Here is a 24,794-nt window from a genome sequence, read left to right on the forward strand (position 1 = left end):
GCGGACGGCCGGCGCCGAGCACGACGGAGGTCCGCGATGATCCGGGTGCTGATCGCCGACGACCAGGCGATGGTCCGGCAGGGGTTCGGGGCGCTGCTGGCGGCCCAGCCCGACCTGCTGGTGGTCGGGGACGCGGCGAACGGCGCCGAGGCGGTCACCGCGGCCCGGCGGCTCGACCCGGACGTGGTGCTGATGGACGTCCGGATGCCGGTGCTGGACGGCCTGGCCGCGACCCGGCAGCTCCTCGGCGACCGGCCGGAGGCGGACCGGCCCCGGGTGCTCATCCTGACCACCTTCGACCTCGACGACTACGTCTACGAGGCGCTGCGGGCCGGCGCCAGCGGCTTCCTGCTCAAGGACGCCCCGGCCGCCGACCTGGTGCACGCGGTCCGGGTGGTCGCGGCCGGGGACGCGCTGCTCGCCCCGGCGGTGACCCGCCGGCTGATCGCCGAGTTCGCCGCCCGGCCCGGCCGGGACCGGCCCCGGCCGGTCAGCCTGGCCGGGCTCACCCCCCGGGAGACCGAGGTGCTCCGGCTGATCGCCCGGGGCCGCTCCAACGGCGAGATCGCCGCCGAGCTGGTGGTCGCCGAACAGACCGTGAAGACCCACGTCGGGCGGATCCTGAGCAAGCTCGACCTGCGCGACCGGGCCCAGGCGGTCGTCGTCGCGTACGAGTCCGGGCTGGTCACCGCCGGCGACTAGTTCCCCGGTCCGCCGGCTGGTACCCCCGGTCTGCCGAGCCGGCGCGGTACGCCTCCGGGCGGCGGGCGGCCCGCACCGGTCGGGTCGTCCCCCGGTAGCCCTGCGGTAGTCCCCGGGTAGCCCGCCGAAAGCCGTCCCGTGGCGTGACGCGGCAACCCATGCCGACCACGCATTCTCTGCTCCGAAGGCGATCGGAGGGAGATCGGGATGGTGTGGCGACCGGCGGTACGGGGAGCGGTGGCCGGGCTGCTCGCGCTGGGGCTGATGGTGCCGCCGCCGGCCGGGGCGAGCGAGGTGGCGGTGGCGCGGGCCGGGTTCGTCGAGGCGTACCCGGCGGTGGCGGCGGCGATGCGGACGGCCGGTGCGCCGTACGCCGGCTGGGTGGCCGCCGGCCGCTCCTTCCTGGCGTTCGATCCGCACGGTGACGGGCTGGCCGTGGAAGTGCTCGGCGACCTCGGCACCGCCGACCGGATCGCGGTGCTGGTGCCGGGGGTGGACAGCACGCTGCGGGACTTCGACCGCGGCCTGGGCGGGATACGCCGGCGTGCCCCGGCCGCCCAGGCCCGCGCCCTGTACGACGAGATCCGCGCCACCCGGCCGGGTGCCCGGGTGGCCGTGCTGGCCTGGCTCGGCTATGACCCGCCGAACGGGCTGGGCCGGGCGGCGGCCCGCTCGGAGCACGCGCGGGCCGGGGCGGACGCCCTGGTCGAGCTGACCCGGACTCTGGCCCGGCACCGCCCCGACGCGACGGTGACGCTGGTCGGGCACAGCTACGGCGCGCTGGTGGTCGGGCTGGCCGCACCGGAGGTGCCGCCGCAGGTGACCGACCTGGTGACGCTGGCCGGGATCGGGATGGGCGTGGACCGCGCCGCCGCGCTGGGCACCGGAGCCCGGGTCTGGGCCGCCGAGGCGCTGGACGACTGGATCCGCCGGCTGCCCCCGGTGCGGGTGTTCGGCTTCGGGCACGGCGTCCGGCCGGCCAGCCCCGAGTTCGGGGCCCGGCCGCTGCCGGTGGACGGGGTGACCGGCCACGACGGCTACCTGGTGCCGGGCAGCGCGACGCGGCACGCGGCGGCCGTGGTCGTACTCGGCGTGGCCGGGACGACCACCGGCACGGCCGGCCCTGCCACCGGGACGGCGGTGACCCCCCGGTGAGCGTCCTCGACCGGCGATCGATGAACCCCCTCGAACGGCGGCGAACCGACGGCGCGGCCCCGCACCCGTCCTCCCGGGTCGGATCGGACGGCGGCGGCCGAGACCGGGGTATCGACGGGCTGCGGGCGTACGCGATCGGCGGGGTGGTGTTCGGGCACTGGCTGGTCACCGCCCTGGTACTCGGCCCGGACGGCGCGCTGCGCACGGCCAGTCCGCTGGCCGCGATGCCGGCGCTGGTCCCGGTGACCTGGCTGTTCCAGACGCTCGGGCTCTTCTTCTTCGTCAGCGGGTACGCCTCGGCCCGGTCGCTCCGCTCGGCCGCCGCCCGGGGACTCGGCCCGGCACGGTGGCTGCGCCAACGGCTCGGTCGACTGGGCCGGCCGGTGCTGCTGCTGCTCGGCGGCTGGCTGGCGGTGCTGGCCGTGGCCGCCCTGCTCGGCACTCCGGCGGGCACCCTGCGTACCGTCGCCACGCTTGTGGTCAGTCCACTGTGGTTCCTGCTGCCGTTGGTGGTGCTGATCGCGTCGACCGCCCCGCTGGCCCGGGCACTGGACCGGTACGGGCCGGTCCGGCTGGCGGTACCCGCCGTGGCGTTGGTCACGCTGAGCGACCTGGCCGGGCGGAGCGGCGATCCGTCGGGCTGGCCGGTACCGCTGCCCGGGGACGGGGTGTGGCGGGTACCGGTCGCGGTGCTGGCCGGCTGGCTGCTGCCGTACCTGCTCGGGATGGCCCTCGCCGACGGCCGGCTCGGCGGCCGGCGGACCGCCGTCGGGCTGTTGCTGGCCGGTGCCGCCGGGATGGCCGGGCTGGGCTGGGCGGGCTATCCGCTCAGCGCGGTCGGGGTACCCGGGGACGGCATGTCCAACCTGGACCCGCCGTCACTGTTCGCGGTCAGCCTGGCGCTGGCCCAGGTCGGCGCGGCGCTGCTGGTCCGGCCGGTGCTGGCCGGCGCGCTGGCCCGGCCGGGCCGGTGGGCCGCGGTGAACCGGCTCAACACCGTGGCGATCAGCGTCTACCTGTGGCACCAGAGCACCCTGCTCGGGGTGACCGCGCTGGCCGCGCTCGCCGCCCGGCTGGCCGGCACGGGTCCGGTACCCGGACTGCACACGGTGCCGGACGGGCCCGGTTGGGTGGCCGCCCGGCTGGCCTGGCTGCCGCTGCTGGTCCTGGTCCTGTCCGTGCTGGTCGGGCGGGCCGGCGGCGACCGGCGGCGGCACCGCGACGGCCAGCGGCCGGCGTCCGGGACGCTTCCGGGCGTCCCGGACCGGCACGGACAGTGAACCCTTGCCACCTGAACCGCGCGGCGCATGCGCCCGACTTCCACCCGCGGCCACGACGGACCCAAGGGGAGGCTGAAAGGGTTCAGTGACGAGCAGCGGGGCCTGATCCGCGCCCGGCAACGGTCGGAGTGCCGACACCCGGGGACCCGAATGGCCGACTGCGGCCACCGGGCTCCCCGGGTGTACGATGACTCACGTTCCAGGTCCGGTCGACAGATGGAGGTGATCGCTGTGCGAAATAGCGATCCTCCCAGTCGTGGCCGGGTCCTTGGTCAGTCCGCCTGAGCCGTGACATCTCCCGCCGACTGACCCAGTTCCGCTCCACACCGCATCCCCGGACCACTCCGGCATCTGCCGGCGTGCCGTCCCCGCTGTGCGAATCCGACGGCTGTCGCCGAGCCGAGGTGTGTGGAGCCGCCCGGTCACGACTTCGTGTGCGCGTCCACTGATCCCCGAGACACCCCGCCCGGCCCTGCGCCGGCCCGGGAGGTCTCCAGTCGCCACCCGGAGAGCAGAATCATGCAGCGTTACGTCGCCCCGCTGGGCTTCACCCTCGCCGCCGCCTGGGTCGTGCTGGTCTTCATCCTGGTCCGCGCGACCCCGTGACGACCGCCACCCCCAGGCCGACCGTCGACCCCGTCCACCGGCGCCGTCCGCACGGTCGTCCGAGCGGCAGTCGTCCGTCCGCACGTACCCGGCCGGGCCGGTGACCGGCACCGACCGGGTATGTCCGCACACCTGTCCCCGCCCCGGCCGGCGCCCGCCCGTCAGACCAGGCGGGACGTCCAGAGCAGGCTCAGCCCCGCCGCGCAGAGCGCGAAGAGCAGCGCGATCCCCGCATACCACTGGGTGATCTCCCGGGCCTCGGTACGGAACCCGATCGAGCTGCCCATGTCCTGGTAGACCTGCTTCAGCTCGTTGACCGAGGCCGCCTCGTAGAAGAAGCCCTGGGTCGTCTCGGCGAGTTCGGCCAGGGCCAGCCGGTCGACCGGCACCCGCTGCACCTGGCCACCGATGTCGACCTGGCCGGAATCGGTGCCGAACGCGATGGTCGAGACCGGCACGTTCGCCGCCTGCGCCGCCGCAGCGGCCTCCTCGATCGAGCGCCCCGAGGTCCGGTAGCCGTCCGAGAGCAGCACGATCCGGGCCGGCGGGATGCCCTGGGCGCCGTCCGCCGGCACCGACCGGATCGCCTCCAGGCAGGTGAAGACGGCCTCGCCGGTCGCGGTAGCCTCGGCCAGCACCAGGCCGTCGATGGCCTGGGTCACCGCCGGGCGGTCCTTGCCCGGCGGTACCAGCACGTTGGCCGACTTGGCGAAGGCGACCAGCCCGAGGTTGTAGGTCGGCGGCAGCTCCGCGACGAACTGCTTCGCCGCCTCCTGGGCCGCCTCCAGCCGGTTCGGCGGCACGTCGTCGGCCTCCATCGACAGCGACACGTCGATCGCCAGCATGATGGTGGCCCGCTCCAGCGGCTCCTTGGTGTCGACCGCCGGCCGGGCCATCCCGGTGGCCAGGATCAGCAGGCTGAGCAGCATCACCCCCGCCGGGGCGTGCCGGCGCCAGCCGATCCCCTTCGGCGCGAGGGTGCGCAGCAACTCGACGTTGGTGAACCGCATCGCGTACGTGCGGCGATGCAGTTGCCGCCAGACGTACGCCCCGGCGAGCAGCAGCACGGGCAGCACGGCCAGCAGCCACCACGGTTGCAGAAAACGGATCATCGTGTCGTCCCCCGGGTACGGGCGTGCCGCTGCGCTGCGACGAAGCGCACCATGTCCAGCAGCCAGTCGGAGTCGGTACGCAGCCGCAGGTGCGCCGCTCCGGCGGCCCGCAGCTGGTGGGCGATGGCGGCACGCTGGGCGGCCGCCGCGGCGGCGTAACGGCGCCGCAACCGTGGGTCGGCGGTCTGCACCTCGTGCAGCTCACCGGTCTCGGGGTCGACGACGGGCAGCACCCCGACGTCCGGCAGCTCCAGTTCCCGCGGGTCGACCACCTCGACGGCGAGCACCTCGTGCCGGACCCCGAGCTTGCGTACCGGGCGTCCCCACTGCTCCGGCGGGGCCAGGAAGTCGGAGATCACCACGGCCATCCCGCGCCGCCGGGGTGGGCGGTTGAGCGCGTCGACCAGCAGACCGAGGTCGGTCCGCCCCGGCCGGGTCGGCGTGCCGGCGATGGTCCGGAGCAGTCCCTGCGCCTCCTTGCGCCCCGGCCGGGCGGGCAACCGCAGCACTCCCGGTGGCGTGGCCGGGGATCCGGTCCGGCCGTCCCGGGGCGGGCCGGTGCCGATCACCGCGCCGATCCGGTTGCCGCCGCGCACGGTCAGGTGGGTGATCGCCGCCGCCGCCGCGATCACGAGTTCCCGCTTGAGCCAGCGGCCGGTGCCGAAGTCGAGGCTGGCCGACAGGTCCACCGCCAGCCAGGTCTCCAGCTCCCGGTCGGCGACCGTACGCCGGACGTGCGGCACGGTCGTCCGGGCCGTCACCGGCCAGTCCATCCGGCGTACGTCGTCGCCGGGGCGGTATTCCCGGGACTCCCCCGCCTCGGTGCCGGGCCCCGGCAGCAGGCCGAGGTAGTCGCCCTGGAGCAGCCCGTCGAGTTTGCGGGTGACCAGCAACTGCAACCGGGAGAGTACGGCGTCGGCCCGGGCCGGACTGCTGTCGGTCGCCGACATCATGCCGGCGGGCGCCCGGGCCACGCCGGGTTGGCCGCCGGCACCCCGGACGCGGGCCCGAGGACGGGTCCGGAACCGTTCGGCGGGGCGGGGGTGGCGTTCTGCCGGGGCGCGACCGAGGGCAGCGGGATGGTGGACATCACCCGGTCGACGACGTGGTCGGCGGGGATGTTGTCGGCCAGCGCGTCGTAGCTGAGCACCAGCCGGTGCCGGAGGATGTCCGGGGCGATGTCCTGGACGTCCTGCGGCAGCGCGTAGTCCCGGCCGCGCATCAGGGCGAGCGCCCGGGTGGCCCGGACGATGCCGAGCGAGGCGCGCGGGCTGGCGCCGTACTGGATGAGCTGGGCCACGTCCGGCATCCCGTGCTCGGCCGGTGCGCGGGTGGCCAGCACCAGGCGTACGGCGTAGTCGACCAGGGCGTTGTGCACGAAGACCTTGTCGGCCTTCTGTTGCAGCCCGACGAGTTCGAGCGGGGTGAGGACCGACGCCGGCTCGGGGGCGCTGACCCCCATCCGGTAGACGATCTCGCGCTCCTCGGCGTCCGTGGGGTAGCCGACGATGATCTTCATCAGGAAGCGGTCCCGCTGCGCCTCGGGCAGCGGATAGACACCCTCCTGCTCGATCGGGTTCTGGGTGGCCATCACCAGGAACGGGTTCGGCACCCGGTGGGTCTGCCCGCCGATCGACACCTGCTGCTCGGACATCACCTCGAGCAGCGCCGACTGCACCTTGGCCGGTGCCCGGTTGATCTCGTCGGCGAGCAGGAAGTTCACGAAGACCGGCCCGAGCTCGACGTCGAACTTCTCGCTCGACTGCCGGTAGATCCGGGTACCGACGATGTCCGCGGGGACCAGGTCCGGAGTGAACTGCACCCGGGCGAAGGTACCGCCGACCACCCGGGCCAGGGTCTCCACCGCGAGCGTCTTGGCCACCCCCGGTACCCCTTCGAGCAGGCAGTGCCCGCGGGCCAGCAGGGCGACGAACATCCGCTCCACCATCCGGTCCTGCCCGACGATGACCCGCTTGACCTCGAAGAGGGCTCGTTCCAGCAGGGTGGCGTCCTCGGCCGGGGTGCTGCCCACGGTGGGGACGGCACCGCCGACGTCGGGCGGGGTCGGGGTGTCGGGCGTCGTCGGCTGGGCCACCGGTCCTCCACAGCGGGGTCAGGAAATCAGGGGTCGGCGCGAGCCGACGCCCCCAAGCGTCGCACGTCGAGCTGAGAGACCGCGAAGGGAGAACCGGATTTGCGGTTCCATCCCGCGCATTTGCGCCTCGGCGAGGCGCGCAATCCGGAAAACGGTCGATGGTGGGTAGACATAGAGGGGTTTTCTCTGTGTACGATGCAGCGAATCGCCGGGCGGCTCCCCCCGTGGCCGCCCGGCGATCTCTTCCTCCGGGCTCCCTCCGCCGGCGCCGTAGACTCGCCGCCGTGAGTGACGGGTCCGCAGCCGCGAGCGGTGGCTCTCCACCGGCAGACAGCCCGCCCCGGATCTGCTCGGCCCGGGGCTGCCGGGCAGCGGCCGTCTGGGCGTTGCACTGGAACAATCCCCGGCTGCATACCCCGCAGCGGCGCAAGACCTGGCTCGCCTGTGCCGACCACCGCCGCTCGCTCGGCGACTTCCTCGGCGCGCGCGGGTTCCTTCGCGAGGTAACACCCGCCGGGGGATCGCCTACGCTCGACACGTGAGCGAGCGAGGCGGCGACCGAAGCGAGCACGGCAGCGCAGACCGAAGCGAGCACGGCGAGGACGACCGAAGCGAGCACGGCGCGGCGTCGACCGGTGAGCCGGCGTCTGGACGGCCCACAGCCGGGCCGACCGACCCGCTGGAGCCGTGGCCGGAGACCGTGCACTGGCAGCCGGTCTCCACTGACCTGATCAAGGTGGAGGCACTGCGGCTCGGCATCGGCATGCTGGCCCTCGCCGCCGGCGCCGGAGTCGGCCTGGCGCTCACCGGCCACTGGTTCTTCGGCCTCCTGCTCGGCGCGGTGGTCGTGCTGACCGTCTGGCGGCTGGCGGTGATCGTCCGGGCCGTCCGGGCCTGGGGGTACGCCGAGCGCGACCACGACCTGCTGGTCCGGCACGGCCTGCTGGTCCGGCGGCTGTCGATCGTGCCGTACGCCCGGATGCAGTTCGTCGATGTCACCGCCGGGCCGCTGGAACGGGCCTTCGACCTGGCCACCGTGCAACTGCACACCGCCGCCGCCGCGAGCGATGCCCGGGTGCCCGGCCTGCGTCCGGCCGAGGCGTCCCGGCTGCGCGACCGGCTCACCGCCCTCGGCGAGGACCGGGCGGAGGGTCTGTGACCCCCGAGGAGGCCGCCGAGCCCCGGCAGCGGCTGCACCCGTTGAGTCCACTGCTGCACGGGGCGAAGTCGCTGGTGGTGATCGTCGCCGCGCTCTCCTGGTCGACCCTGTCCCGGGTCGGCCTCGGCTTCTTCGCCCTGCTGGTGGCGGTACTGCTGGTCGGCGCGCTCGCGCTCTCGGTGGTCAGTTGGTACAACACCGGCTACCACATCGTCGGGCGGGAGCTGCGGATCCACGAGGGACTGCTGTGGCGGCGTACCCGGGCGATCCCGCTGGAGCGGTTGCAGTCGGTGGAGGTGGTCCGGCCACTGCTGGCCCAGCTCAGCGGGCTGGCCGAGCTGCGGCTGGAGGTGGTCGGCGGCGGCAAGACGGAGGCGCCGCTGGCGTACGTCACGGTGGCCGACGCGGTGGCGCTGCGGGAACGCCTGCTGGTGCTGGCCGGCCGGGCGCCGTCCGGCCCGACCGGAGCGCCCGCCGAGGCCGCCGGCCCCGGCACGGTACCGCCCGGGCAGCCCGGAGCGCCGTGGCCGGGTCAGCCCGGCGTACCCGGCCTTCCGGGGCTGGTCGGCACCGCCGAGCCACCGGCCGGCCGGCACCTGCACGCGGTGTCCAACCGCGACCTGCTGGTCAGCCAGCTCCTCACCCCGCAGGCGTTCCTGCTGCCGTTCGGCCTCGCCTTCGTGCTGACCCAGTTCTTCACCGAGGGCTCGTGGTCGTTCATCGCGGTCGCCAGCACCCTCACCGCGATGGCCGGGGTGGTGCTCCAGCCGATCCGGCGGGTACTGGACGACTGGAGTTTCCGGCTGGCCCGCGACGACGCCGCGCTGCGGGTCCGGCACGGTCTGCTGGAGACCCGGGCCCAGACCGTACCGCTGGACCGGCTCCAGGCGATCGGGGTCACCTGGCCGCTGCTCTGGCGGCTGAAGGGGTGGCTGCGGATGCGGCTGTCGGTCGCCGGGATCGCCAGCGGTGAACTGGACGACCGGAGCCACCCGGACCGTCTACTGCCGGTCGGCGACCTGGGCACGGCACAAATGATCATGTCGGAGATCCTTCCCGGGGTGGCGATCACCGGCACCCTCACCCCGCCGCCGGCCCGGGCCCGCTGGGTGCACCCGCTGGCCCGTACCGCGCTCGGCGCCGGGCTCTCGGCCCGGGTCTTCGCGGTCCGCTCCGGACTGCTGACCCGGGAACTCCTCGTCGTGCCGTACGCCCGGATCCAGAGCGTACGGGTGGTGCAGGGTCCGCTGCAGCGCCGGCTGCGGCTGGCCACCGTCTACGCGGACACGGCCGGCGGGCCCGGCGCGGCAGCCCGGGACCGGGACCTGTACGAGGCGTGGGCGCTGGCGGCGGAACTGACCGTCCGGGCCCGGGCCGCCCGGGTCAGCGACCCGCGCTGACCGTCCGCTCCGGCGCCGGCCCCGACTCCGGCCCGCTGTCGGTGCCTGCCCCGGCCCGGGCACCTGTGCTGGCCTTCGGGGCGCTGTCGACGTCCGGCCCGGGCTCCCCGGCCGGCCCGGTGCCGGCCTGGGAGGTCGCCGCCCCGGCCGGATCCGGCTCGACCGGCCGGCGGCGGGCCCTGCGCGCCGCCCACCAGCGCTCGGCGAGCCCGACGACCAGGAAGGTCACCCCCACGTACGCCCAGCCGACCAGTACGTCGATCACGTAGTGCTCGCCCGCGTAGACCAGGGTGAAGGTCATCGCCAGCGGGTAGCAGAGCAGCAGCGGCCACCAGCGTCGCCGGGTCGCGCCGAGGAAGAAGACCACCACGAAGAGCGCCCAGGCGGTGTGCAGCGACGGCATCGCGGCGACCGGGTTGGAGGCGATCTGACCGGCGTTGAGCAGGTTGCCGGCGCCGTGCATGCCGAACTCCCGCCAGCCTCGGGTGGAGATCCGGGCGACCTCCTCCAGCATCCCGTACTGCGCGGCCCACCAGGGCGGCGCGGCCGGGTAGAGGAAGTAGGTCACCAGGCCACTGGCGCAGAGAAAGCCCCACCGGCGCATGAACGCCGCCCAGCGGGGTCGGGAGCGCAGCCAGAGCACCACCGCCGCGGCCAGGGTGACCACGAAGTGCGAGAAGTAGACCCAGCTCACCCCGACGTCCCACCAGTGGATGCCGTCCGGGTCGTAGAGGTGCTGTTGCAGCCAGACCGTCGGGACCTGGCCGTCCATCGCCCAGCCGAACATCCACCGGTCGGTGACGATCAGCTCGTAGGCGTGCGGTGTCGCCCCGTTGTCCGCGAACCCCCGGGAGAGGTTGTACAGGGCCAGCAGCACCACCACCGGCAGCCAGTCCCGGGCGAATCCCAGGTGCGTCCGCCAGGGGCGGTCACTGCGCCAGGCTATGGTGGCGGCCCAGAGCCAGGCGAAGGCGTACAGCGGGTCGGTGGGCAGGCCGATCAGCAGCCAGGCGGCGACGAAGGCCACCGCCCAGATCGACATGGCGACGAACCGGCGGCGGCGCCGGCCGTCCGGGGCCGCCGGACCGGGCGGCGGCGCGGGTGGGGTGTCGGTGACGGTAACGAGCATCGCCGTCCAGGTTAACGGCGCCGGTACGCCGGACTCCGGGAGGGACGGACGGCACGCGGTACCGCGCGGACCGTGGGACCGGATTCGATCGGGCTAGCAACTCGCTTGCTAGCTTAGCAACTCAGTTGCTAGTGTCCCGGGCCATGTCGGTCTCCCGGATCCTGCTCGGCCTTCTCGAACCGCACTCCCAACACGGCTACGTGCTGCGCCGCCGCTACGACGAGTGGTTCGGCAACAGCCGCCCGCTCAAGTCGGCCCAGGTCTACGCCACTCTCGGCCGGCTGGACCGGGACGGGCTGATCGACCTGACCGGAGTGGCCAGCGGGGTCGGCCCGGACCGCCGGGTCTACGCCATCACCGAGGCGGGCGTCGGCGAACTCGACCGCTGGCTCGACGAGCCGGAGGTGCCCGAGGTGACCGGCAGCCGCCGGGTGCTCTTCGCCAAGGTGCTGATCGCACTCTCCAGCGGCCGACCGGCCGAGCCGATGCTCGACCGGCAGCGCCAGGCGCACCTGGCCCGGATGCGCGAGCTGCGCGCCCAGCGGCAGGCCGGCGACCTGCTCGCGCAGCTCGACGCCGACTTCGAGATGTACCACCTCGACGCCGATCTGAAGTGGATCGACGGCGCCGTCGCCCGGCTCGCCCGGCTGGCCGCGCTGGTATCCCGCGTCGACGACGCGGAGAAGGAGTCCCGATGACATCCCAGGGCAGCACGATGACTCTCCAGGGTCGTGACCTGGCCATCCGGTTCGGCCGGACCGTCGCGCTCGACGGCGCCGACGTGACCATCGCCCCCGGCGAGATCGTCGCCATCATGGGACCGTCCGGCTCCGGCAAGTCGACCCTGCTGCACGTACTCGCCGGCATCCTCCGCCCCGAGCACGGCGAGGTACGCCTCGACGCACAGCGCATCGACAACCTCTCCGACAGCCGGCGCAGCAGCCTCCGGCTCCGGTCGTTCGGCTTCGTGCTCCAGTTCGGCGACCTGGTGCCGGAGCTGTCCCTGCGGGAGAACGTCGAACTGCCGTTACGGCTGCTCGGCAGGCCCCGGGCCGAGGCCCGGCGCCGAGGTGCCGAGTTGCTCGGCCACCTGGCCGTGGCCGAGCTGGCCGACCGGCGCCCGGGGCAGGTCTCCGGCGGTGAGGCACAGCGCGTCGCCGTCGCCCGCGCGCTCGCGCACCGACCGTCGGTGATCTTCGCCGACGAGCCGACCGGGGCGCTGGACAGCGCGGCCGGCGAGGTGGTGCTGGACGCGCTGACCGGGCTGGCCCGCAAGGAGGGCAGCTCGGTCGTGATGGTCACCCACGAGGCCCGGGTCGCGGCGTACGCGGACCGCACGGTCTTCCTCCGCGACGGGCGGGTAGCCGCATGAGGCGGTGGATCTGGCTCGGACTGAGGCTGTCGATCGGCTCCGGGCGGGGCGGGCTGCTGCGTACCGCGCTGATGTCGTCCGGGGCGGCGCTCGGCGTACTGCTGGTGCTGGCGTCGCTGGCCACGGTCTCGGTCGCCGGGGCGCAGCACGAGCGGGCGGAGGCGCGCACGCCGGTACGGGAGGAGAAGCCGGCCAGCCCGTCGGCACTGCGGATCTACGACATCGAGGACGCGGTCGGCGGCCGGGTGCTCCGGCGTACCGCCGTGGTGGGCGCCACCGCGACCAGCCCGCGCCCGCCCGGGGTGGCCGTGCTGCCCGCGCCCGGGGAGATGGTGGTGTCGCCGGCCCTGCGCGACCTGCTCGCCACCGACCCCCGGGCGGCCGGGCGCTTCCCGCAGCGGATGATCGGCACGGTCGGCCCGGCCGGGCTGCTCGCCCCGGACGAGCTGCTGGCCTACGTCGGCGCCCCACCGGCAGCGGTGCCGGAGGAGGATCGGATGCTCGACGAGCACTGGCCGGTCACCGGATTCGGCCATGCACTGGAGTACGCCCTCGGCCAAGGCTCCGGACCGGACGTCTTCACCCCGGCCCGGATCCTGGCCGGCGCCTTCGGGCTCTTCGTGCTGGTCCCGTTCGGCGTCTTCCTGGCCACCTGCGCCCGGCTCTCCGCCTCCACCCGGGACCGCCGGATCGCCGCCCTGCGGCTGCTCGGCGTCTCGGCCCGGCAGGCGACGCTGGTCAACGCGGTGGAGACCGGGGTGGTCACGCTCGGCGGCGCGCTGCTCGGCCTGACCGGCTTCGCGATCCTCGCCCCGCTGTCGGAGGGCTGGCGGATTGGCCGGCTGCGCTGGTACGCCGCCGACCTCGCCGTACCGGTCCCGGTGGTCGTCGGCATGGTCGCGCTGACCGTGGCGTACGCGGTCGCCATCGGCGTCCTCGCCACCCGACCGGCCCGGGTCAACCCGCTGGCCGTGCGCCGGGACGCGCCGCACCGCCGGCCCGGCGTCTGGCGGCTGCTGCCGCTGCTGGCCGGGCTCGCCGGGGCGGTGCTGGCCGGCTGGACCGGCCGGCACGAACCCCACCAGTCCGACGCCCTGCTCTTCGCCCTCTCGATGCTGCTCATCGGGCTGGCCTTACCGCTGGCCCTGCCCACCCTCGGGTACGCCGCCGCCGCACTGGTCGCCCGGCTGCCGGGTACCCCGGTCTGGCTGGAACTGGCCGCCGCCCGGCTGCGGCACGCCCCCGGGGTGGCACCCCGGCTGGTCGCCGCCTTCACCGTGATGATCTACGTGGCCGGGATGGGCTCCCTCAGCGTCAGCCTGGTCGTCGACGTCCGCGACCTCGGCGCGGCCGACGACCCGGGCGGACCCCGGATGTACTCGGTCCGCGGCCCGGGGCCGATCCCGGCCGCCGAACTGCGGCAGGTCCCCGGCGTGCAGGTCGTCGACCTGGCCAGCCTGCCGGCGACCGTCTCCGGCGAGCAGGGCTATCTGATCGTCGGCGACTGCGCGGACTTCACCGGCATGTTCAGGCTCGACGCCGGGGAATCCTGCGTGGACGGCCGGGTTTACCGGCTGGTGCACGAGCACTGGTTCGGCGGGCCACCGCTGCCGGAGCCGGGTAGTGAGGTGATCGCGCAGGGCGGCACCCGGATCCCGGTACCGGAGCAGATCCTGCACACGCGGATGCGGTTCGACGTGGGGATGGGCGGCATGATGCTGGTCACCCGGCAGGCGCCGGTCGCCGCCACGCTGAACGTCCCGCCGTCCTCCTCGATGCAGTTGGTGGCGAGCGACCCGGCCACCGCCGACCGGGCCGCCCAGGTGCTGGCCGCCCAGGTGCCGAGCCACTATCTCGGCGGCGACCTCGGCGCCCGGCGCGGCTTCGACACGGAACTCCTGGTGACCCTGCTGGTCACCGGGCTCACCGTGACCTTCGTGCTCGGCATCGGGGCGTTCGCCGCCGCCGCGATCGACCGCACGGTGGAGCGGCGCCGCGACAACGCCACGCTGGCCGTGGTCGGCACCAGCCCGCGCACCATCACCGCCGGAGAGGTCGGGTTCGGCACCCTGCCGCTGGTGATCGGGCTCGGCCTGGCCAGCCTGGCGACGGTCACCCTCGCGGCCGTCCTCGCCGGCCTGCTCGACCTGGACGTGGGGCGGGTGTTCGACCGGGTCGCCCCGGCGCTCTGGCTGGCTGGCGGGGCGCTGGCGGTCGGGCTGGTGCTGATCGCCGTACCGGCCTGGCTGACCCAGCGGATCACCGCCGAACAGCTCCGCCGGCCCTGACCGGGCGAGGCGATCGGGGCAGCCGGTATCTGGGGCGACGCTTCGATCCCGGATACCGGCTGGGTCGCCGTTATGGGTGCTGCCCCGTCGGTCGCGGATCGCTCGGGCGGAGTTGACGGTGCCTGTCGCGCGGACTGTCGAGCTGCCCCGCTTGTGCACCCGCCCGACCCAGGCGGTCGTCCCCGGTCGACCACGGCGTTCGTTCTTATGGGCGGGCCGCCGGCACCGCACCCACGAAGACCCGCCAGGCGTACGGGTCGAAGCGCAGCACCGGCCCGGCCGGGTCCTTGCTGTCCCGCACCGCCACCATCCCGGGCAGGTTGCCGGCGACCTCCACGCAGTCCCCGCCGGTACCGTTGCTCCGGCTGCTCTTCCGCCACCGCGCCCCGGTCAGTTCCATCGCTCCGCCACCTCTGAAATCAACTCGATCGACTGCTCGTGCGGCAGGGCCACGCTGCGGATCGCCTCCCACGCCCGGTGCAGCGCGCCGACGTCCTCCGGCTGGTCGAGGACCATGCCCCGGCGGGAGTTGTCCAGGAACGCGACGTCGTCGCCCTCCTGGGGAGTGGCGATGGTGAATGGCCCGTTCAGCCCAGCGTACGCGCCGGCCGAGGCCGGCACGACCTGCACGCGGACCCGGGGGTGCTCGGCGCAGACCCGGACGATCGCGAGCAACTGCTCACGCATCACCGCCGGGCCGCCGACCGCACGGTGCAGCACGCCCTCGTCGATGACCGCGAAGAGATGCGGCGCCGGCTCCCGGGAGAGCACCTGCTGCCGGTCCAGCCGGGCGATGACCTGCTCGGCCACCTCCTCCGGAGTGAGCAGCGCGCCGCTGGCGAGCACGGCCCTGGCGTAGTCCTCGGTCTGCAACAGGCCCGGCACCACCAACGGCTGATAGCAGCGCAGGATCACCGCCTCCTGTTCCAGGTTGGCCCAGTGCTGGAACCAGGGCAGCACCGCCGCCTCCTGGCCGGCCGCCCGGAGAATCCGCTCCAGCAGTCCGCCAGTGTTCAACACCTGCTCGCAGCGGAGCGTGAAGTCGCGGCTGGGCCGCCGCTCGCACAGCTCGATCTTGGCGATCAGCGCCGCCGAGTACTTGATCCGCTCGCTCAGCCCCTGCTGCGACAGTTCCGCCCCGGCCCGCGCCCGGCGCAACTCCTCGGCGTAGATGACCAGTGCCGTCGACCGTCCCACGTCCGTCTCTCCCTCTGCTCAGGCCAACCCCGTCGTGTCCTCGCCTCCGTATGCAGCGGCACCTACGCCTCCGATCGATGCCGACGGAGCCTGAGGGTAGCGGGATCGTCACGGCACGAGAACCACCTGGCCGCGTACGGTCTCGACGGTCCGGGAAGAGGCCCGGCTGTGGACTATCCGATAGCGGTACGGCGTGTCGCACCGTGTCGGCAACGCCGGTCGGCGGAACATCTACGCTTTGCCCCATGGACCAGGAACACCCGGCCGAGCAGGCGCCGGAGTCACCGTCGGAGTCGGACCCACCGCAGGTCAGCGGGCCCACGACGGAGCCGCAGAGCGTATTTCCGCCGGGCCTGACCGCCCGGGTCGAGCTGACCGTCACCGACGTCGACACCGCGCAGGCGGTCGGCTCCGGCGACGTACCGGTGCTGGGCACGCCCCGGGTGCTGGCGCTGGCCGAGGCGGCTACCGTCGCCGCCACCGCGAGCCGGCTGCCGGCCGGGATGACCACCGTCGGCATGCGGGTGGAACTCGACCACCGGGTGCCGACCGCGATCGGCCGGACCGCCGTGGCGCAGGCCCGGCTGGCCAAGGTCGACGGGCGGCGGCTGCTCTTCGAGGTGGCCGTCACCGAGGGCGCGACGACGGTAGCCGAGGGCCGGGTGGAACGGGTCCTGGTGGACCGGCACCGGTTCGTGGAGCGGGCTCTCGGTACGACATGACGACGACCATGGGCATCGCCTTCACCGAGATCGCCGACCGGGTGTACGTGCTGCGCCAGCCGCTGCTCGACGTCAACGTGACCCTGGTGGTCGGCGACGGCACGGCGCTGGTGGTGGACACCCTCTCCACCGCCGGTCAGGCCGCCGAACTGCTCTCCGCCGTCCGGGGGCTCACCACCGATCCGCTGGTGGTGGTCAACACGCACCACCACTTCGACCACTGCTTCGGCAACGCGGCGCTGGCCGCCGGGGGCCCGGTGCCGATCTACGCCCACTCCGAGACCGTCCGGCTGCTCCGCGAACAGCCCGCGCTGGTGCGCCGGCAGGCGTACGACGAGGTGCTGCCGGCCGATCCCGGGCTCGCCGCCGAGCTGGCCCGGACCACGATCCTCGCCCCCACCCACCCGGTACACCAGGAGGCCACGATCGACGTCGGCGGCCGGGCGGTGCTGCTGCGCCACCTCGGCCGGGGGCACACCGAGGGTGACCTGGTGGTGCAGGTACCGGACGCCGACGTGCTGGTCGCCGGTGACCTGATCGAGCAGAGCGGCCCGCCGGCCTTCGAGGACGCCTTTCCGCTGGAGTGGGTGGAGACGGTCGCCGCGCTGCTCCGCTGCCTCACCCCGGGCACGGTGGTGGTGCCGGGCCACGGCACGGTGGTCGACACCGAGTTCGTCCGGGTCCAGCACGACGACCTGGCCACCATGAGCTGGCTGATCCGCAACGGGGACGCCGATCGGGCCCCCGCCGAGCGGGTCGCCCAGCGCACGCCGTTCGGCCCGGAGGCCGGCCTCGCCGCCGTCCAGCGCGGGTACGCCGAGCTGCGCGGCGACGCCTAGCAGCCCGACGTTCGAGGGACGGGTGACCGAGGAGGGTGGCCGGCGGCTGTTACGCAGCGCGGCCACCCCACAGCGGGCCACCTTCCTGGAACTGCTGCTCGATCTGGTCTTCGTCTTCGCCCTCACCCGGATCTCGGCCCGGTTGATCGCGGACTTCACCGGCGACCAGCGCGGCGTACCGGCCGGCGTCGGGCAGTCCCTGCTGCTCTTCCTGGCGCTGTGGGCGCTCTGGTCGCTGACGGTCTGGTCGACCAGTTGGCTGGAGCCGGAGGCGCCGGTGGTGCAGACCGTCGTCGTGCTGACCACCATCGGTGCCATGGTGATGGCCGTCGCGGTACCCGACGGCTTCGGCGAGCGGGCCCCGCTCTTCGCGGTCACCTTCGTGGCCCTCCAGATCGGCCGGGTGGTGTACTTCCACCTCGCCGAGCACGGCCGGCCGGATCCGCGGCAGTCCATCCGGATCCTGTTCTGGCTCGGCCTGAGCGCGCCGCTCTGGGTCGTCGGCGGGCTGGTCGAGGAGGGCACGGTCCGGGGACCGCTCTGGACCGTCGCGGTACTCGTCGACTACACCGGGCTGCTCCTCGGCTGGCCGACCCCTCGGCTCGGTGCGCAGCGGCTCGGCGTCCGCCGGATCGCGGCCGAGCACCTGGCCGAGCGGTACCAGCAGTTTCTCCTCATCGCGCTCGGTGAGGCGATCTTCGTCATCGGGCTGGCCTTCAGCGGCAGCCGGTTCCACGCCGAGCAGACGGTCGGGTTCGCGCTGGCGCTGGCGAGCACCCTCCTGCTGTGGCGGATCTACTTCCATCTGGCGGGACGGGTGCTGAGCGCGGCGATAAGCCGCTCCCGGAACACCTCCCGGCTCACCACCGACCTGGCGTTCGCCCACCTCGCGATGATCGCCGGGATCGTGCTGACCGGCGTCGGCTTCGAGCTGTTCATCACCGAGCCGCTCGACGACCTCGCGGCGACCTGGCTCGTCGCCATCCTCGGCGGCCCCGCGCTCTTCCTCGCCGGACGATCGGTCCTCGAGTTCCAGGTCTTCGGCCGGATCTCCCGATCCCGGGCGGGCGGTCTGCTGGCCCTCGGGCTGCTGACCCCGGCAGCCCTGCACCTGCCGCCGCTCGCTGCCGGTGCCGCCGTCACCGTGGTACTGCTCGGCGTCGTCGGCGCGGACGCGCGGCGCTCGTACGGCAAGCCGGTGGAGGAACCGGCACCCCCGGTCTAGTGTCCGGTGCCGTCGCGGCCGGCGGGGCGGGTCAGCCGGGGAAGCGGCGGGCGACCTGCGCCCGGGTCGGCATCGAGACCGCGCCGCCCGGGGACTCGCAGACCAGCCCGGCGACCTGGAGCGCGTAGCCGACCCGGTCGGACCAACCGGCCGGGTCCGCCGGGAGGCCGTCGGCGAGCAAGCCGGCGATCAGGGCCGCCATCACCGAGTCACCCGCGCCGGTGGCGTCGACGGCGTCGACCACCGGCGCCGGCAGGCGTACTCCAGCGGTGTCGGCGGCGGTCGAGACGAGCGCGCCGCGCGGACCCAGGGTGACCACGACGGTGCCGGCGCCGAGGTCGTGCAGCCGCCCGGCGACGGCCTCGGCAGAGGCGTCGCCGTAGAGCACCTCGGCGTCGGCCACACTCAGCTTGACCAGGTCGGCGGAGGCGACGAACTCGGCCACCACGTCCCGGAACCCGGCCACCGCGGCCTGGTCCGGCAGCAGCCGGGGCCGCACGTTCGGGTCGAAGACCCGCAGGCCGGTGGCGAGCGTCCAGGCCCGCCGGGCGGCGGCCAGCACCGGCGGGCAGAGCAGGACGATCGAGCCGGCATAGAGCACCGAGGCGCCCTCGACCAGGGGTACGTCGAGATCCTCCGGCCCGAGCAGCCCGTAGGAGAGCGGTTCCCCGTAGAACCGGAAGTCGGGTTCCGCCCCGGCGAAGGTGGCCACCGCCAGCGCGGTGGGCACGGGGCGGACCACCACGCCCCGCCGGCCTACCCCGGCGACGGCCAGGAAGTCGGCGATCCGCCCGGCGAGTACGTCGTCGCCGAGCGAGCCGGCGAACTCCACCTCCGCGCCGAGCCGGGCCGCCCCGACGGCCACGTTCAGCGGGGCCCCGCCGATCGCCTGCCGGTAGACGGGCTGCCCGTCGTACTCGCCGTCCAGCAGGTCGACGAGGGCCTCGCCCAGCACCACCGCGTATCCCATCCGAGCCCTCCCGCACCGCACCGCATCGCACCGGCCGAGTCCGGTGTTCCCCCTGACCCTGGCACATCGGCGGTTCCGTCGTGCCCACCGGGCGGACCGGGCGGCGGCTCCCGCCCCGGGGAGCGTGATCCGCGACGGTGCACCGGACGGGTCGGCCGGACGTCCGACCCGGTGGCCAGCCGTTCCGCCGGGAAACATTTCATCGAGAGATTCCTATTGCCTCGGGCCGGGTTCCGTGATGCGATTGCCCGTACCGAGCCAGTGCGGGGGCTGACGCGCTGTGCCGGGTGCCGGCAAGGGGCCACGCGAAGGGCACACATCCGTGATCGGACTGTGCGCCGTGTCGCCCGTCTGCCGTCCGGCAGATACCAGCCCACCACCTCTGGCGGGGCGGACCGGCGATACCGCAACCAGTGTCGGAAGCGGGCGCCCGCCGTGTCGCGGGTCCCCCGCAGGTCGTCCGCAGCGTCGGTTACCAGCTGCGACACTGAACCTTTTTCAACCTGAACAGCGCGGCGAGTGCGCCCGATCTCCACCTTCGGCCACCACCAACCGCGAGGGGAGGTTGCAAGAGGTTCACTGCCCCCAGAAGGAGAACTCGGTGAAACGTCTACGCAGGATCGCGGTACTCGGCGCCGTGGCCGCGCTCACCGCCGGTGTCATCACGGTGGTCAATCCCACTCCGGTCACCGCGCACGGTGCCGCCATGGCGCCGGGCAGCCGTACCTTCCTCTGCTGGAAGGACGGGCTCAGCCCGCAGGGCGACATCAGGCCCAACAACCCGGCCTGCGCGGCCGCGGTGGCGCAGAGCGGGGCCAACTCGCTCTACAACTGGTTCAGCGTGCTGCGCTCGGACGCGGCGGGCCGGACCACCGGCTTCGTCCCGGACGGGCAGCTGTGCAGTGGCGGCAACAGCAGCTTCAGCGGCTACAACCTGGCCCGCAACGACTGGCCGCTGACCCACCTGACCGCCGGTGGCAACTTCAACTTCAAGTACAGCAACTGGGCCCACCACCCCGGCACGTTCTACTTCTACGTGACCCGGGACGGCTGGAGCCCGACCCAGGCGCTGAACTGGAGCGACCTGGAGGCGACGCCGTTCCTGACGGTGACCAACCCGCCGCAGCAGGGCGCGGTCGGCAGCAACGAGGGCCACTACTACTTCAGCGGGCGGCTGCCGACCGGCAAGAGCGGCCGGCACATCATCTACTCCCGCTGGGTCCGCTCGGACAGCGCCGAGAACTTCTTCGGCTGCTCCGACGTGGTCTTCGACGGCGGCAACGGCGAGGTCACCGGGGCTGGCCCGGGTGCCAACCCGACCAACCCGCCCACCGGCAACCCGACCACCCCGCCGACCGGCAACCCGGGCCCGGCCGCCTGCACCGCCACGTACCGGTCGACCGGTAGCTGGAGCGGCGGCTTCCAGGCCGAGGTGACCATCCGGAACAGCGGCACCACCGCGCTGAGCGGCTGGAGCACCCAGTGGACCTGGGCGAACGGCGAGACCATCGGCAGCCTGTGGAACGGCACGCACAGCCAGAGCGGCAGTACGGTGACCGTCCGCAACGTCGCGCACAACGGCAGCCTCGCCCCGGGTGCGAGCGCCACGTTCGGCTTCGTGGGCAGCGGCAACAGCACCGGCGCCCCGACGCCGACCTGCACCAGCCCGTAACCGCCACCGCAGAAACGCGACGGGCCCGGCGTCGGCGGCGCCGGGCCCGTTCGCTGCGCTCAGGAGGTCGGACGGGCGGTCAGCGGACCATCGAGCCGACCACCGGCTTGGTCAGCAGGGCCGACTGGTTGCGCTGGATGCCCGGGTCCAGGGTGCGGGCCACGAAGATGGCGTGCCAGACACAGAAGATCAGCACGGTCCAGATCTTGCGGGAGTGGTCGGCCTCGCCCCGCTGGTGCTCGTCGAGCAGCCGCATCGCGTACGACAGGTCGAGCAGGTCGCCCGCGCCGGAGATCGAGAAGATGTGCCGGGCCCAGTCGTACATCTCGCCGGCCAGCCAGACCCGGGTCGGGGTCGGGAAGCCCAGCTTGCGCCGGTTGACGATGGCCGGCGGCACCACGCCCTGCAACGCCTGCCGCATGGCGTATTTCGTCGCGTCGGAGCGGGGCGGCAGCTTCAGGTCCACCGGGATGCCGGCGGCGACCTCGAACACCTCCCGGTCGAGGAACGGCACCCGCACCTCCAGCGAGTGCGCCATCGAGATCCGGTCCGCCTTGACCAGGATGTCGCCGCGCAGCCAGGTGTAGAGGTCGACGTACTGCATCTTGGTCACGTCGTCCAGCTCGGTGCACTCGGCGTAGATCGGCGCGGTCACGTCGGTGTAGCGCACCCCCGGGTCGTACCGGCGGAGCAGCTTCTGCTTCTCCTCCTCGGTGAACATCCGGGCGTTGCCGTAGTAGCGCTGCTCGATCGGGGTGGTGCCGCGCTCCAGGAAGCTCTTGCCCTTGACCCCCTGCGGGATCGCCTTGGAGACCGCGCGCAGCCCCTTCTGCACCCCGCCGGGCAGGCCGTTGACCGCGCCGAGCGAGAGCGGCTCCCGATAGATCGTGTACCCGCCGAAGAACTCGTCCGCGCCCTCGCCGGAGAGCACCACCGTGACATGCTCGGCGGCCTTCTTGGCGACGAAGTAGAGCGGCACCAGGGCCGGGTCGGCGACCGGGTCGTCCAGGTGCCAGACGATCTTCGGCAGCGCCTCCATCATGTCCCGGGGGCCGATCTTGGTCGGGATGGTGGTCACCCCGAGGTGCCGGGCCGAGTCCTGGGCCACCTCGATCTCGGAGTAGCCGGGCACGTCGTAGCCGACGGTGAAGGTGAGGATGTTGGGGTTGAACTCCCGGGCCAGCGCCACCACGGCGGTCGAGTCGATGCCGCTGGAGAGGAAGCAGCCGACCGGCACGTCGGCCCGCATGTGCATCCGGACGCTCTCCCGCAGCGTCTCCCGGATCCGGTCGTAGAGCTTCTGCGGCTCCTGCACCGGGGCGGGCCGGAACACCGGCCGGTACCAGCGGCGCACCTCGATCTGCCGGCCCGGGCTCCAGGTCAGGTACTCCCCGGAGCCGATCCGGTTGATCCCCTGGTGCAGAGTGCCGGGCTCGGGGACGTACTGCAACGTCAGGTAGTGCGACAGGTTGGCGGTGTCCACCCCGGCGTCTCCGGCGTGCGCCGACGGCGCGAACGGCAGCAGCGCCTTCTTCTCCGAGGCGAGGTAGACCCCGTCCCGGGTCTGCAGGTAGTGCAGCGGCTTGATCCCGAAGTAGTCCCGGGCGCCGAAGGCCCGGCGCTGCTGGCGGTCCCAGATCACGAAGGCGAACATCCCGCGCAGCCGGGTGAGCACCTGCTCTCCCCAGTAGTGGAAGCCGGCGACGATCACCTCGCCGTCACCGGCGGTGGCGAACTGGGCGCCGTAGTCCCGGGCCAGCTCCTCGCGCAGCTCGATGTAGTTGTAGATCTCGCCGTTGAAGGTCAGCAGGTAGCGGCCGCCCGCGTACGGCAGCGGCTCGTGGCTGGACGCCACGTCGATGATCGAGAGCCGCTTGTGCGCGAAGACGGCGTCGGTGTACCCGTCCGGGGTGGAAATCACCTCTACACCGGTCTCGTCCGGTCCCCGGTGGTGCAGGCATTCCAACGCACCGGCCAGGGCGTCTCGGTGTGCGCCGGCGTTGCCGTGCGCGCTGAAGAAGGCCAGGAGTCCGCACATGGCGGTCATCTTTCCACGCGGACCCGCCCGCTGTGCCGGCACCGCCACCGAGACCGACCGGTCCAGGCACGGTACGGTCGGGGCACGCCAGAAGCGCAGATCAGGTCAGCCGGACGAGGGACCGGGTCGCCGGCCGGCGGGGAGTCGGATCGATCCCCCGGCCGCGCGCCGATCACGCCTCGCCCGGAACGGGCCGGACGAGGGAGGAGCGGCGATGTCAGACGAGCGCACCGACATCACGGCGGAGCCGGCCGAGGTGGACGGGACCCGGACCGAGTCACACGACCCGGACTTTCCGGAGAAGTTCCTCGAGTTCATGCGGCAGGGCTGGCGGGACAGTACCCTGCCGGTCGGTCCCCGCCCCGAGGTGCCCAACCACGCCAAGCGGCGGGCGGCGCTCTCGGCCGCGCTCCCCGGCGAGACCCTGGTCATCCCGACCGGCCCGGAGAAGGTACGCGCCAACGACACCGCCTACCGGTTCCGCCCCGGCAGCGACTTCGTCTATCTGACCGGCGACCACGATCCGGGCAGCGTGCTGGTGATGCGGCCGAACGGCTCCGGCCACGACGCCGTGCTCTACATGCGCCCCCGGTCGTCCCGGGAGAGCGACGAGTTCTTCCGCAGCCGGGACGGCGAACTCTGGGTCGGCCGCCGGCACACCCTGGCCGAGAAGTCGACCGAGCTGGGCATCGAGACCGCACCCCTGTCCGACCTGCCGGCGGCGCTGGCCGACTGCGCTCCCGGGCGGACCCGGGTGCTGCGCGGGCTGGACCCGGCGGTGGACGGCGCGGTGCGGCCGTACGAGCCGCCGAAGAGCGCAGCGGCCGAGGACTCCGAGCCCCCGCTGGGCCGGGACCGCGAGCTGGCCGCGCTGCTGAGCGAGCAGAAGCTGGTCAAGGACGAGTGGGAGATCGCCCAACTCCAGGAGGCGATCGACGCCACCGTACGCGGCTTCGAGGACGTGGCCCGGGTGCTGCCGGCCGACCGACCGGTCAGCGAACGGCTGCTGGAGGGGGTCTTCGGGCTGCGGGCCCGGCACGACGGCTACGACGTCGGCTACAACTCGATCGTCGGCTCCGGCGAGCACGCCACGATCCTGCACTGGATCCACAACACCGGCATCACCCGCCCGGGTGAGCTGCTGCTGATGGACATGGGCGTGGAGGGGCGGCACCTCTACACCGCGGACGTGACCCGGGTGCTGCCGGTCTCCGGCACCTTCTCCCCGCTGCAACGCCAGGTCTACGACATCGTGTACGCATCGCAGCAGGCCGGCATCGACGTCATCCGGCCCGGGGTGAGCTTCAAGGACGTGCACCGGACCTGCATGCGGGTGCTCGCCGAGGGGCTCGCCGAGCTGGGCCTGCTGCCGGTCAGCGTGGACGAGGCGATGGACGAGACGTCGATGGTCTACCGCCGGTGGACGCTGCACGGCTTCGGGCACATGCTCGGGCTCGACGTGCACGACTGCGCCAACGCGCGCAAGGAGAGCTACCGGGACGGCACCCTCGGCGAGGGGTACGTGCTGACCGTCGAGCCCGGGCTCTACTTCCAGCCCGAGGACGACCTGGTCCCTGCGGAGCTGCGCGGGATCGGCATCCGGATCGAGGACGACGTACTGGTGACGGCGGACGGCGCGGTCAACCTCTCGGCCGGGCTGCCCCGGCGGGCCGACGAGGTGGAGGCGTGGCTGGCGGCCCAGCGCGCCGCCGGATTCCGGCTGCCGGGCTGACCCCGGCCCCGCTCGCGTCGCCGGTCGGGCACCTCGCCGGCCGGCGACGCGCCGGTGCGAAGAAATGCCTCGATCGTTTCACGTTCGCTGCGGGCAGACCT

The 24,794-nt window shown here is 73.6% G+C and carries 23 protein-coding genes; 15 read left to right on the forward strand and 8 right to left on the reverse strand.

The genetic code is table 11. The annotated features are described in order from the left end of the window. The first annotated feature begins 36 nt into the window (after positions 1 to 36). The 4 genes from ACSMXO_RS31120 (at position 37) to ACSMXO_RS31135 (ending at position 3,743) form a co-directional block, all read left to right on the forward strand. Positions 37 to 702 carry a response regulator transcription factor gene (locus ACSMXO_RS31120; RefSeq protein ID WP_346258925.1) on the forward strand — a complete coding sequence of 222 codons (666 nt, stop codon included), beginning with the start codon at positions 37 to 39 and terminating at the stop codon, positions 700 to 702. A gap of 207 nt (positions 703 to 909) precedes the next feature. After that, a complete protein-coding gene (locus ACSMXO_RS31125) occupies positions 910 to 1,857 on the forward strand; it encodes an alpha/beta hydrolase (RefSeq protein WP_455414889.1) in 948 nt (315 codons plus the stop codon). A 20-nt stretch (positions 1,858 to 1,877) separates the two neighbouring features. Further along, on the forward strand, positions 1,878 to 3,137 hold the full coding sequence (locus tag ACSMXO_RS31130) for an acyltransferase family protein (protein ID WP_455414890.1): 1,260 nt from the start codon (positions 1,878 to 1,880) through the stop codon (positions 3,135 to 3,137). 432 nt (positions 3,138 to 3,569) lie between these two features. Then, positions 3,570 to 3,743: a hypothetical protein gene (locus tag ACSMXO_RS31135; protein ID WP_346258928.1), complete on the forward strand. Its 174-nt coding sequence runs from the start codon at positions 3,570 to 3,572 to the stop codon at positions 3,741 to 3,743. A gap of 161 nt (positions 3,744 to 3,904) precedes the next feature. Here the strand turns inward: ACSMXO_RS31135 and ACSMXO_RS31140 are convergent, their stop codons facing one another. The 3 genes from ACSMXO_RS31140 to ACSMXO_RS31150 are packed head-to-tail and all read right to left on the reverse strand — an operon-like array spanning position 3,905 to position 6,950. Further along, positions 3,905 to 4,855, reverse strand: a complete 951-nt coding sequence (locus tag ACSMXO_RS31140; protein ID WP_455414891.1) for a VWA domain-containing protein — start codon at positions 4,853 to 4,855, stop codon at positions 3,905 to 3,907. After that, the gene (locus ACSMXO_RS31145) at positions 4,852 to 5,829 is read right to left on the reverse strand and encodes a DUF58 domain-containing protein (RefSeq protein WP_455414892.1); all 978 of its coding nucleotides are present in this window, start codon (positions 5,827 to 5,829) and stop codon (positions 4,852 to 4,854) included. The genes ACSMXO_RS31140 and ACSMXO_RS31145 overlap by 4 nt, the downstream gene beginning before the upstream one ends. After that, positions 5,805 to 6,950 (reverse strand): AAA family ATPase, encoded by a 1,146-nt coding sequence (locus ACSMXO_RS31150; protein ID WP_346258931.1) that lies wholly within the window; start codon positions 6,948 to 6,950, stop codon positions 5,805 to 5,807. The genes ACSMXO_RS31145 and ACSMXO_RS31150 overlap by 25 nt, the downstream gene beginning before the upstream one ends. A 284-nt stretch (positions 6,951 to 7,234) precedes the next feature. Between ACSMXO_RS31150 and ACSMXO_RS31155 the strand changes: the two genes are divergently transcribed. The 3 genes from ACSMXO_RS31155 to ACSMXO_RS31165 all read left to right on the forward strand — a co-directional run bounded on the left by ACSMXO_RS31155 (position 7,235) and on the right by ACSMXO_RS31165 (position 9,509). Then, positions 7,235 to 7,492 carry a hypothetical protein gene (locus ACSMXO_RS31155; protein ID WP_346258932.1) on the forward strand — a complete coding sequence of 86 codons (258 nt, stop codon included), beginning with the start codon at positions 7,235 to 7,237 and terminating at the stop codon, positions 7,490 to 7,492. 137 nt (positions 7,493 to 7,629) lie between these two features. Further along, positions 7,630 to 8,109, forward strand: coding sequence for a PH domain-containing protein (locus ACSMXO_RS31160; protein WP_346259012.1), 480 nt, complete (start codon positions 7,630 to 7,632; stop codon positions 8,107 to 8,109). After that, positions 8,106 to 9,509 (forward strand): PH domain-containing protein, encoded by a 1,404-nt coding sequence (locus ACSMXO_RS31165; protein ID WP_455414893.1) that lies wholly within the window; start codon positions 8,106 to 8,108, stop codon positions 9,507 to 9,509. The genes ACSMXO_RS31160 and ACSMXO_RS31165 overlap by 4 nt, the downstream gene beginning before the upstream one ends. Here the strand turns inward: ACSMXO_RS31165 and ACSMXO_RS31170 are convergent. Next, positions 9,493 to 10,551 carry a phosphatase PAP2 family protein gene (locus ACSMXO_RS31170; RefSeq protein WP_455419353.1) on the reverse strand — a complete coding sequence of 353 codons (1,059 nt, stop codon included), beginning with the start codon at positions 10,549 to 10,551 and terminating at the stop codon, positions 9,493 to 9,495. The two genes, ACSMXO_RS31165 and ACSMXO_RS31170, sit on opposite strands and share 17 nt — an antisense overlap. A 230-nt stretch (positions 10,552 to 10,781) precedes the next feature. Between ACSMXO_RS31170 and ACSMXO_RS31175 the strand changes: the two genes are divergently transcribed. The 3 genes from ACSMXO_RS31175 to ACSMXO_RS31185 are packed head-to-tail and all read left to right on the forward strand — an operon-like array spanning position 10,782 to position 14,298. Further along, positions 10,782 to 11,336, forward strand: a complete 555-nt coding sequence (locus ACSMXO_RS31175) for a PadR family transcriptional regulator (protein ID WP_346258935.1) — start codon at positions 10,782 to 10,784, stop codon at positions 11,334 to 11,336. Then, complete coding sequence (locus ACSMXO_RS31180; RefSeq protein WP_455414894.1) at positions 11,333 to 12,010, forward strand: ABC transporter ATP-binding protein; 678 nt, start codon at positions 11,333 to 11,335, stop codon at positions 12,008 to 12,010. Before ACSMXO_RS31175 ends, ACSMXO_RS31180 begins: the two co-directional genes overlap by 4 nt. Next, complete coding sequence (locus tag ACSMXO_RS31185; protein ID WP_455414895.1) at positions 12,007 to 14,298, forward strand: FtsX-like permease family protein; 2,292 nt, start codon at positions 12,007 to 12,009, stop codon at positions 14,296 to 14,298. Before ACSMXO_RS31180 ends, ACSMXO_RS31185 begins: the two co-directional genes overlap by 4 nt. Before the next feature lie 205 nt (positions 14,299 to 14,503). On the opposite strand, the gene ACSMXO_RS31190 is transcribed toward ACSMXO_RS31185, so the two are convergent. After that, positions 14,504 to 14,698, reverse strand: coding sequence for a DUF397 domain-containing protein (locus ACSMXO_RS31190; RefSeq protein ID WP_455414896.1), 195 nt, complete (start codon positions 14,696 to 14,698; stop codon positions 14,504 to 14,506). Beyond that, positions 14,689 to 15,495: a helix-turn-helix domain-containing protein gene (locus tag ACSMXO_RS31195; RefSeq protein ID WP_455414897.1), complete on the reverse strand. Its 807-nt coding sequence runs from the start codon at positions 15,493 to 15,495 to the stop codon at positions 14,689 to 14,691. The genes ACSMXO_RS31190 and ACSMXO_RS31195 overlap by 10 nt, the downstream gene beginning before the upstream one ends. 245 nt (positions 15,496 to 15,740) lie before the next feature. Between ACSMXO_RS31195 and ACSMXO_RS31200 the strand changes: the two genes are divergently transcribed. From ACSMXO_RS31200 to ACSMXO_RS31210, 3 genes are read left to right on the forward strand one after another with little or no spacing between them, the layout of a single operon-like run. After that, positions 15,741 to 16,217 (forward strand): thioesterase family protein, encoded by a 477-nt coding sequence (locus tag ACSMXO_RS31200; RefSeq protein ID WP_455414898.1) that lies wholly within the window; start codon positions 15,741 to 15,743, stop codon positions 16,215 to 16,217. A gap of 8 nt (positions 16,218 to 16,225) precedes the next feature. Next, complete coding sequence (locus ACSMXO_RS31205; protein ID WP_455419354.1) at positions 16,226 to 17,056, forward strand: MBL fold metallo-hydrolase; 831 nt, start codon at positions 16,226 to 16,228, stop codon at positions 17,054 to 17,056. Between the two features lie 22 nt (positions 17,057 to 17,078). Then, the gene (locus ACSMXO_RS31210) at positions 17,079 to 18,281 is read left to right on the forward strand and encodes a low temperature requirement protein A (protein ID WP_455414899.1); all 1,203 of its coding nucleotides are present in this window, start codon (positions 17,079 to 17,081) and stop codon (positions 18,279 to 18,281) included. Between the two features lie 31 nt (positions 18,282 to 18,312). Here ACSMXO_RS31210 and ACSMXO_RS31215 read toward each other — a convergent pair whose 3' ends face one another. Further along, the gene (locus ACSMXO_RS31215) at positions 18,313 to 19,251 is read right to left on the reverse strand and encodes a carbohydrate kinase family protein (protein ID WP_346258940.1); all 939 of its coding nucleotides are present in this window, start codon (positions 19,249 to 19,251) and stop codon (positions 18,313 to 18,315) included. A gap of 601 nt (positions 19,252 to 19,852) precedes the next feature. Here ACSMXO_RS31215 and ACSMXO_RS31220 point away from each other — a divergent pair. After that, positions 19,853 to 20,923 (forward strand): lytic polysaccharide monooxygenase auxiliary activity family 9 protein, encoded by a 1,071-nt coding sequence (locus ACSMXO_RS31220; RefSeq protein WP_455414900.1) that lies wholly within the window; start codon positions 19,853 to 19,855, stop codon positions 20,921 to 20,923. Positions 20,924 to 21,002: 79 nt separating this feature from the next. Here ACSMXO_RS31220 and asnB read toward each other — a convergent pair whose 3' ends face one another. Further along, positions 21,003 to 22,961 (reverse strand): asparagine synthase (glutamine-hydrolyzing), encoded by a 1,959-nt coding sequence (asnB, locus tag ACSMXO_RS31225; protein ID WP_346258941.1) that lies wholly within the window; start codon positions 22,959 to 22,961, stop codon positions 21,003 to 21,005. A 214-nt stretch (positions 22,962 to 23,175) separates the two neighbouring features. Here asnB and ACSMXO_RS31230 point away from each other — a divergent pair, with 214 nt between their 5' ends. Beyond that, positions 23,176 to 24,693 carry an aminopeptidase P family protein gene (locus ACSMXO_RS31230; protein ID WP_455414901.1) on the forward strand — a complete coding sequence of 506 codons (1,518 nt, stop codon included), beginning with the start codon at positions 23,176 to 23,178 and terminating at the stop codon, positions 24,691 to 24,693. Positions 24,694 to 24,794: the final 101 nt, after the last annotated feature.

The organism is Plantactinospora sp. DSM 117369, from assembly GCF_053764795.1.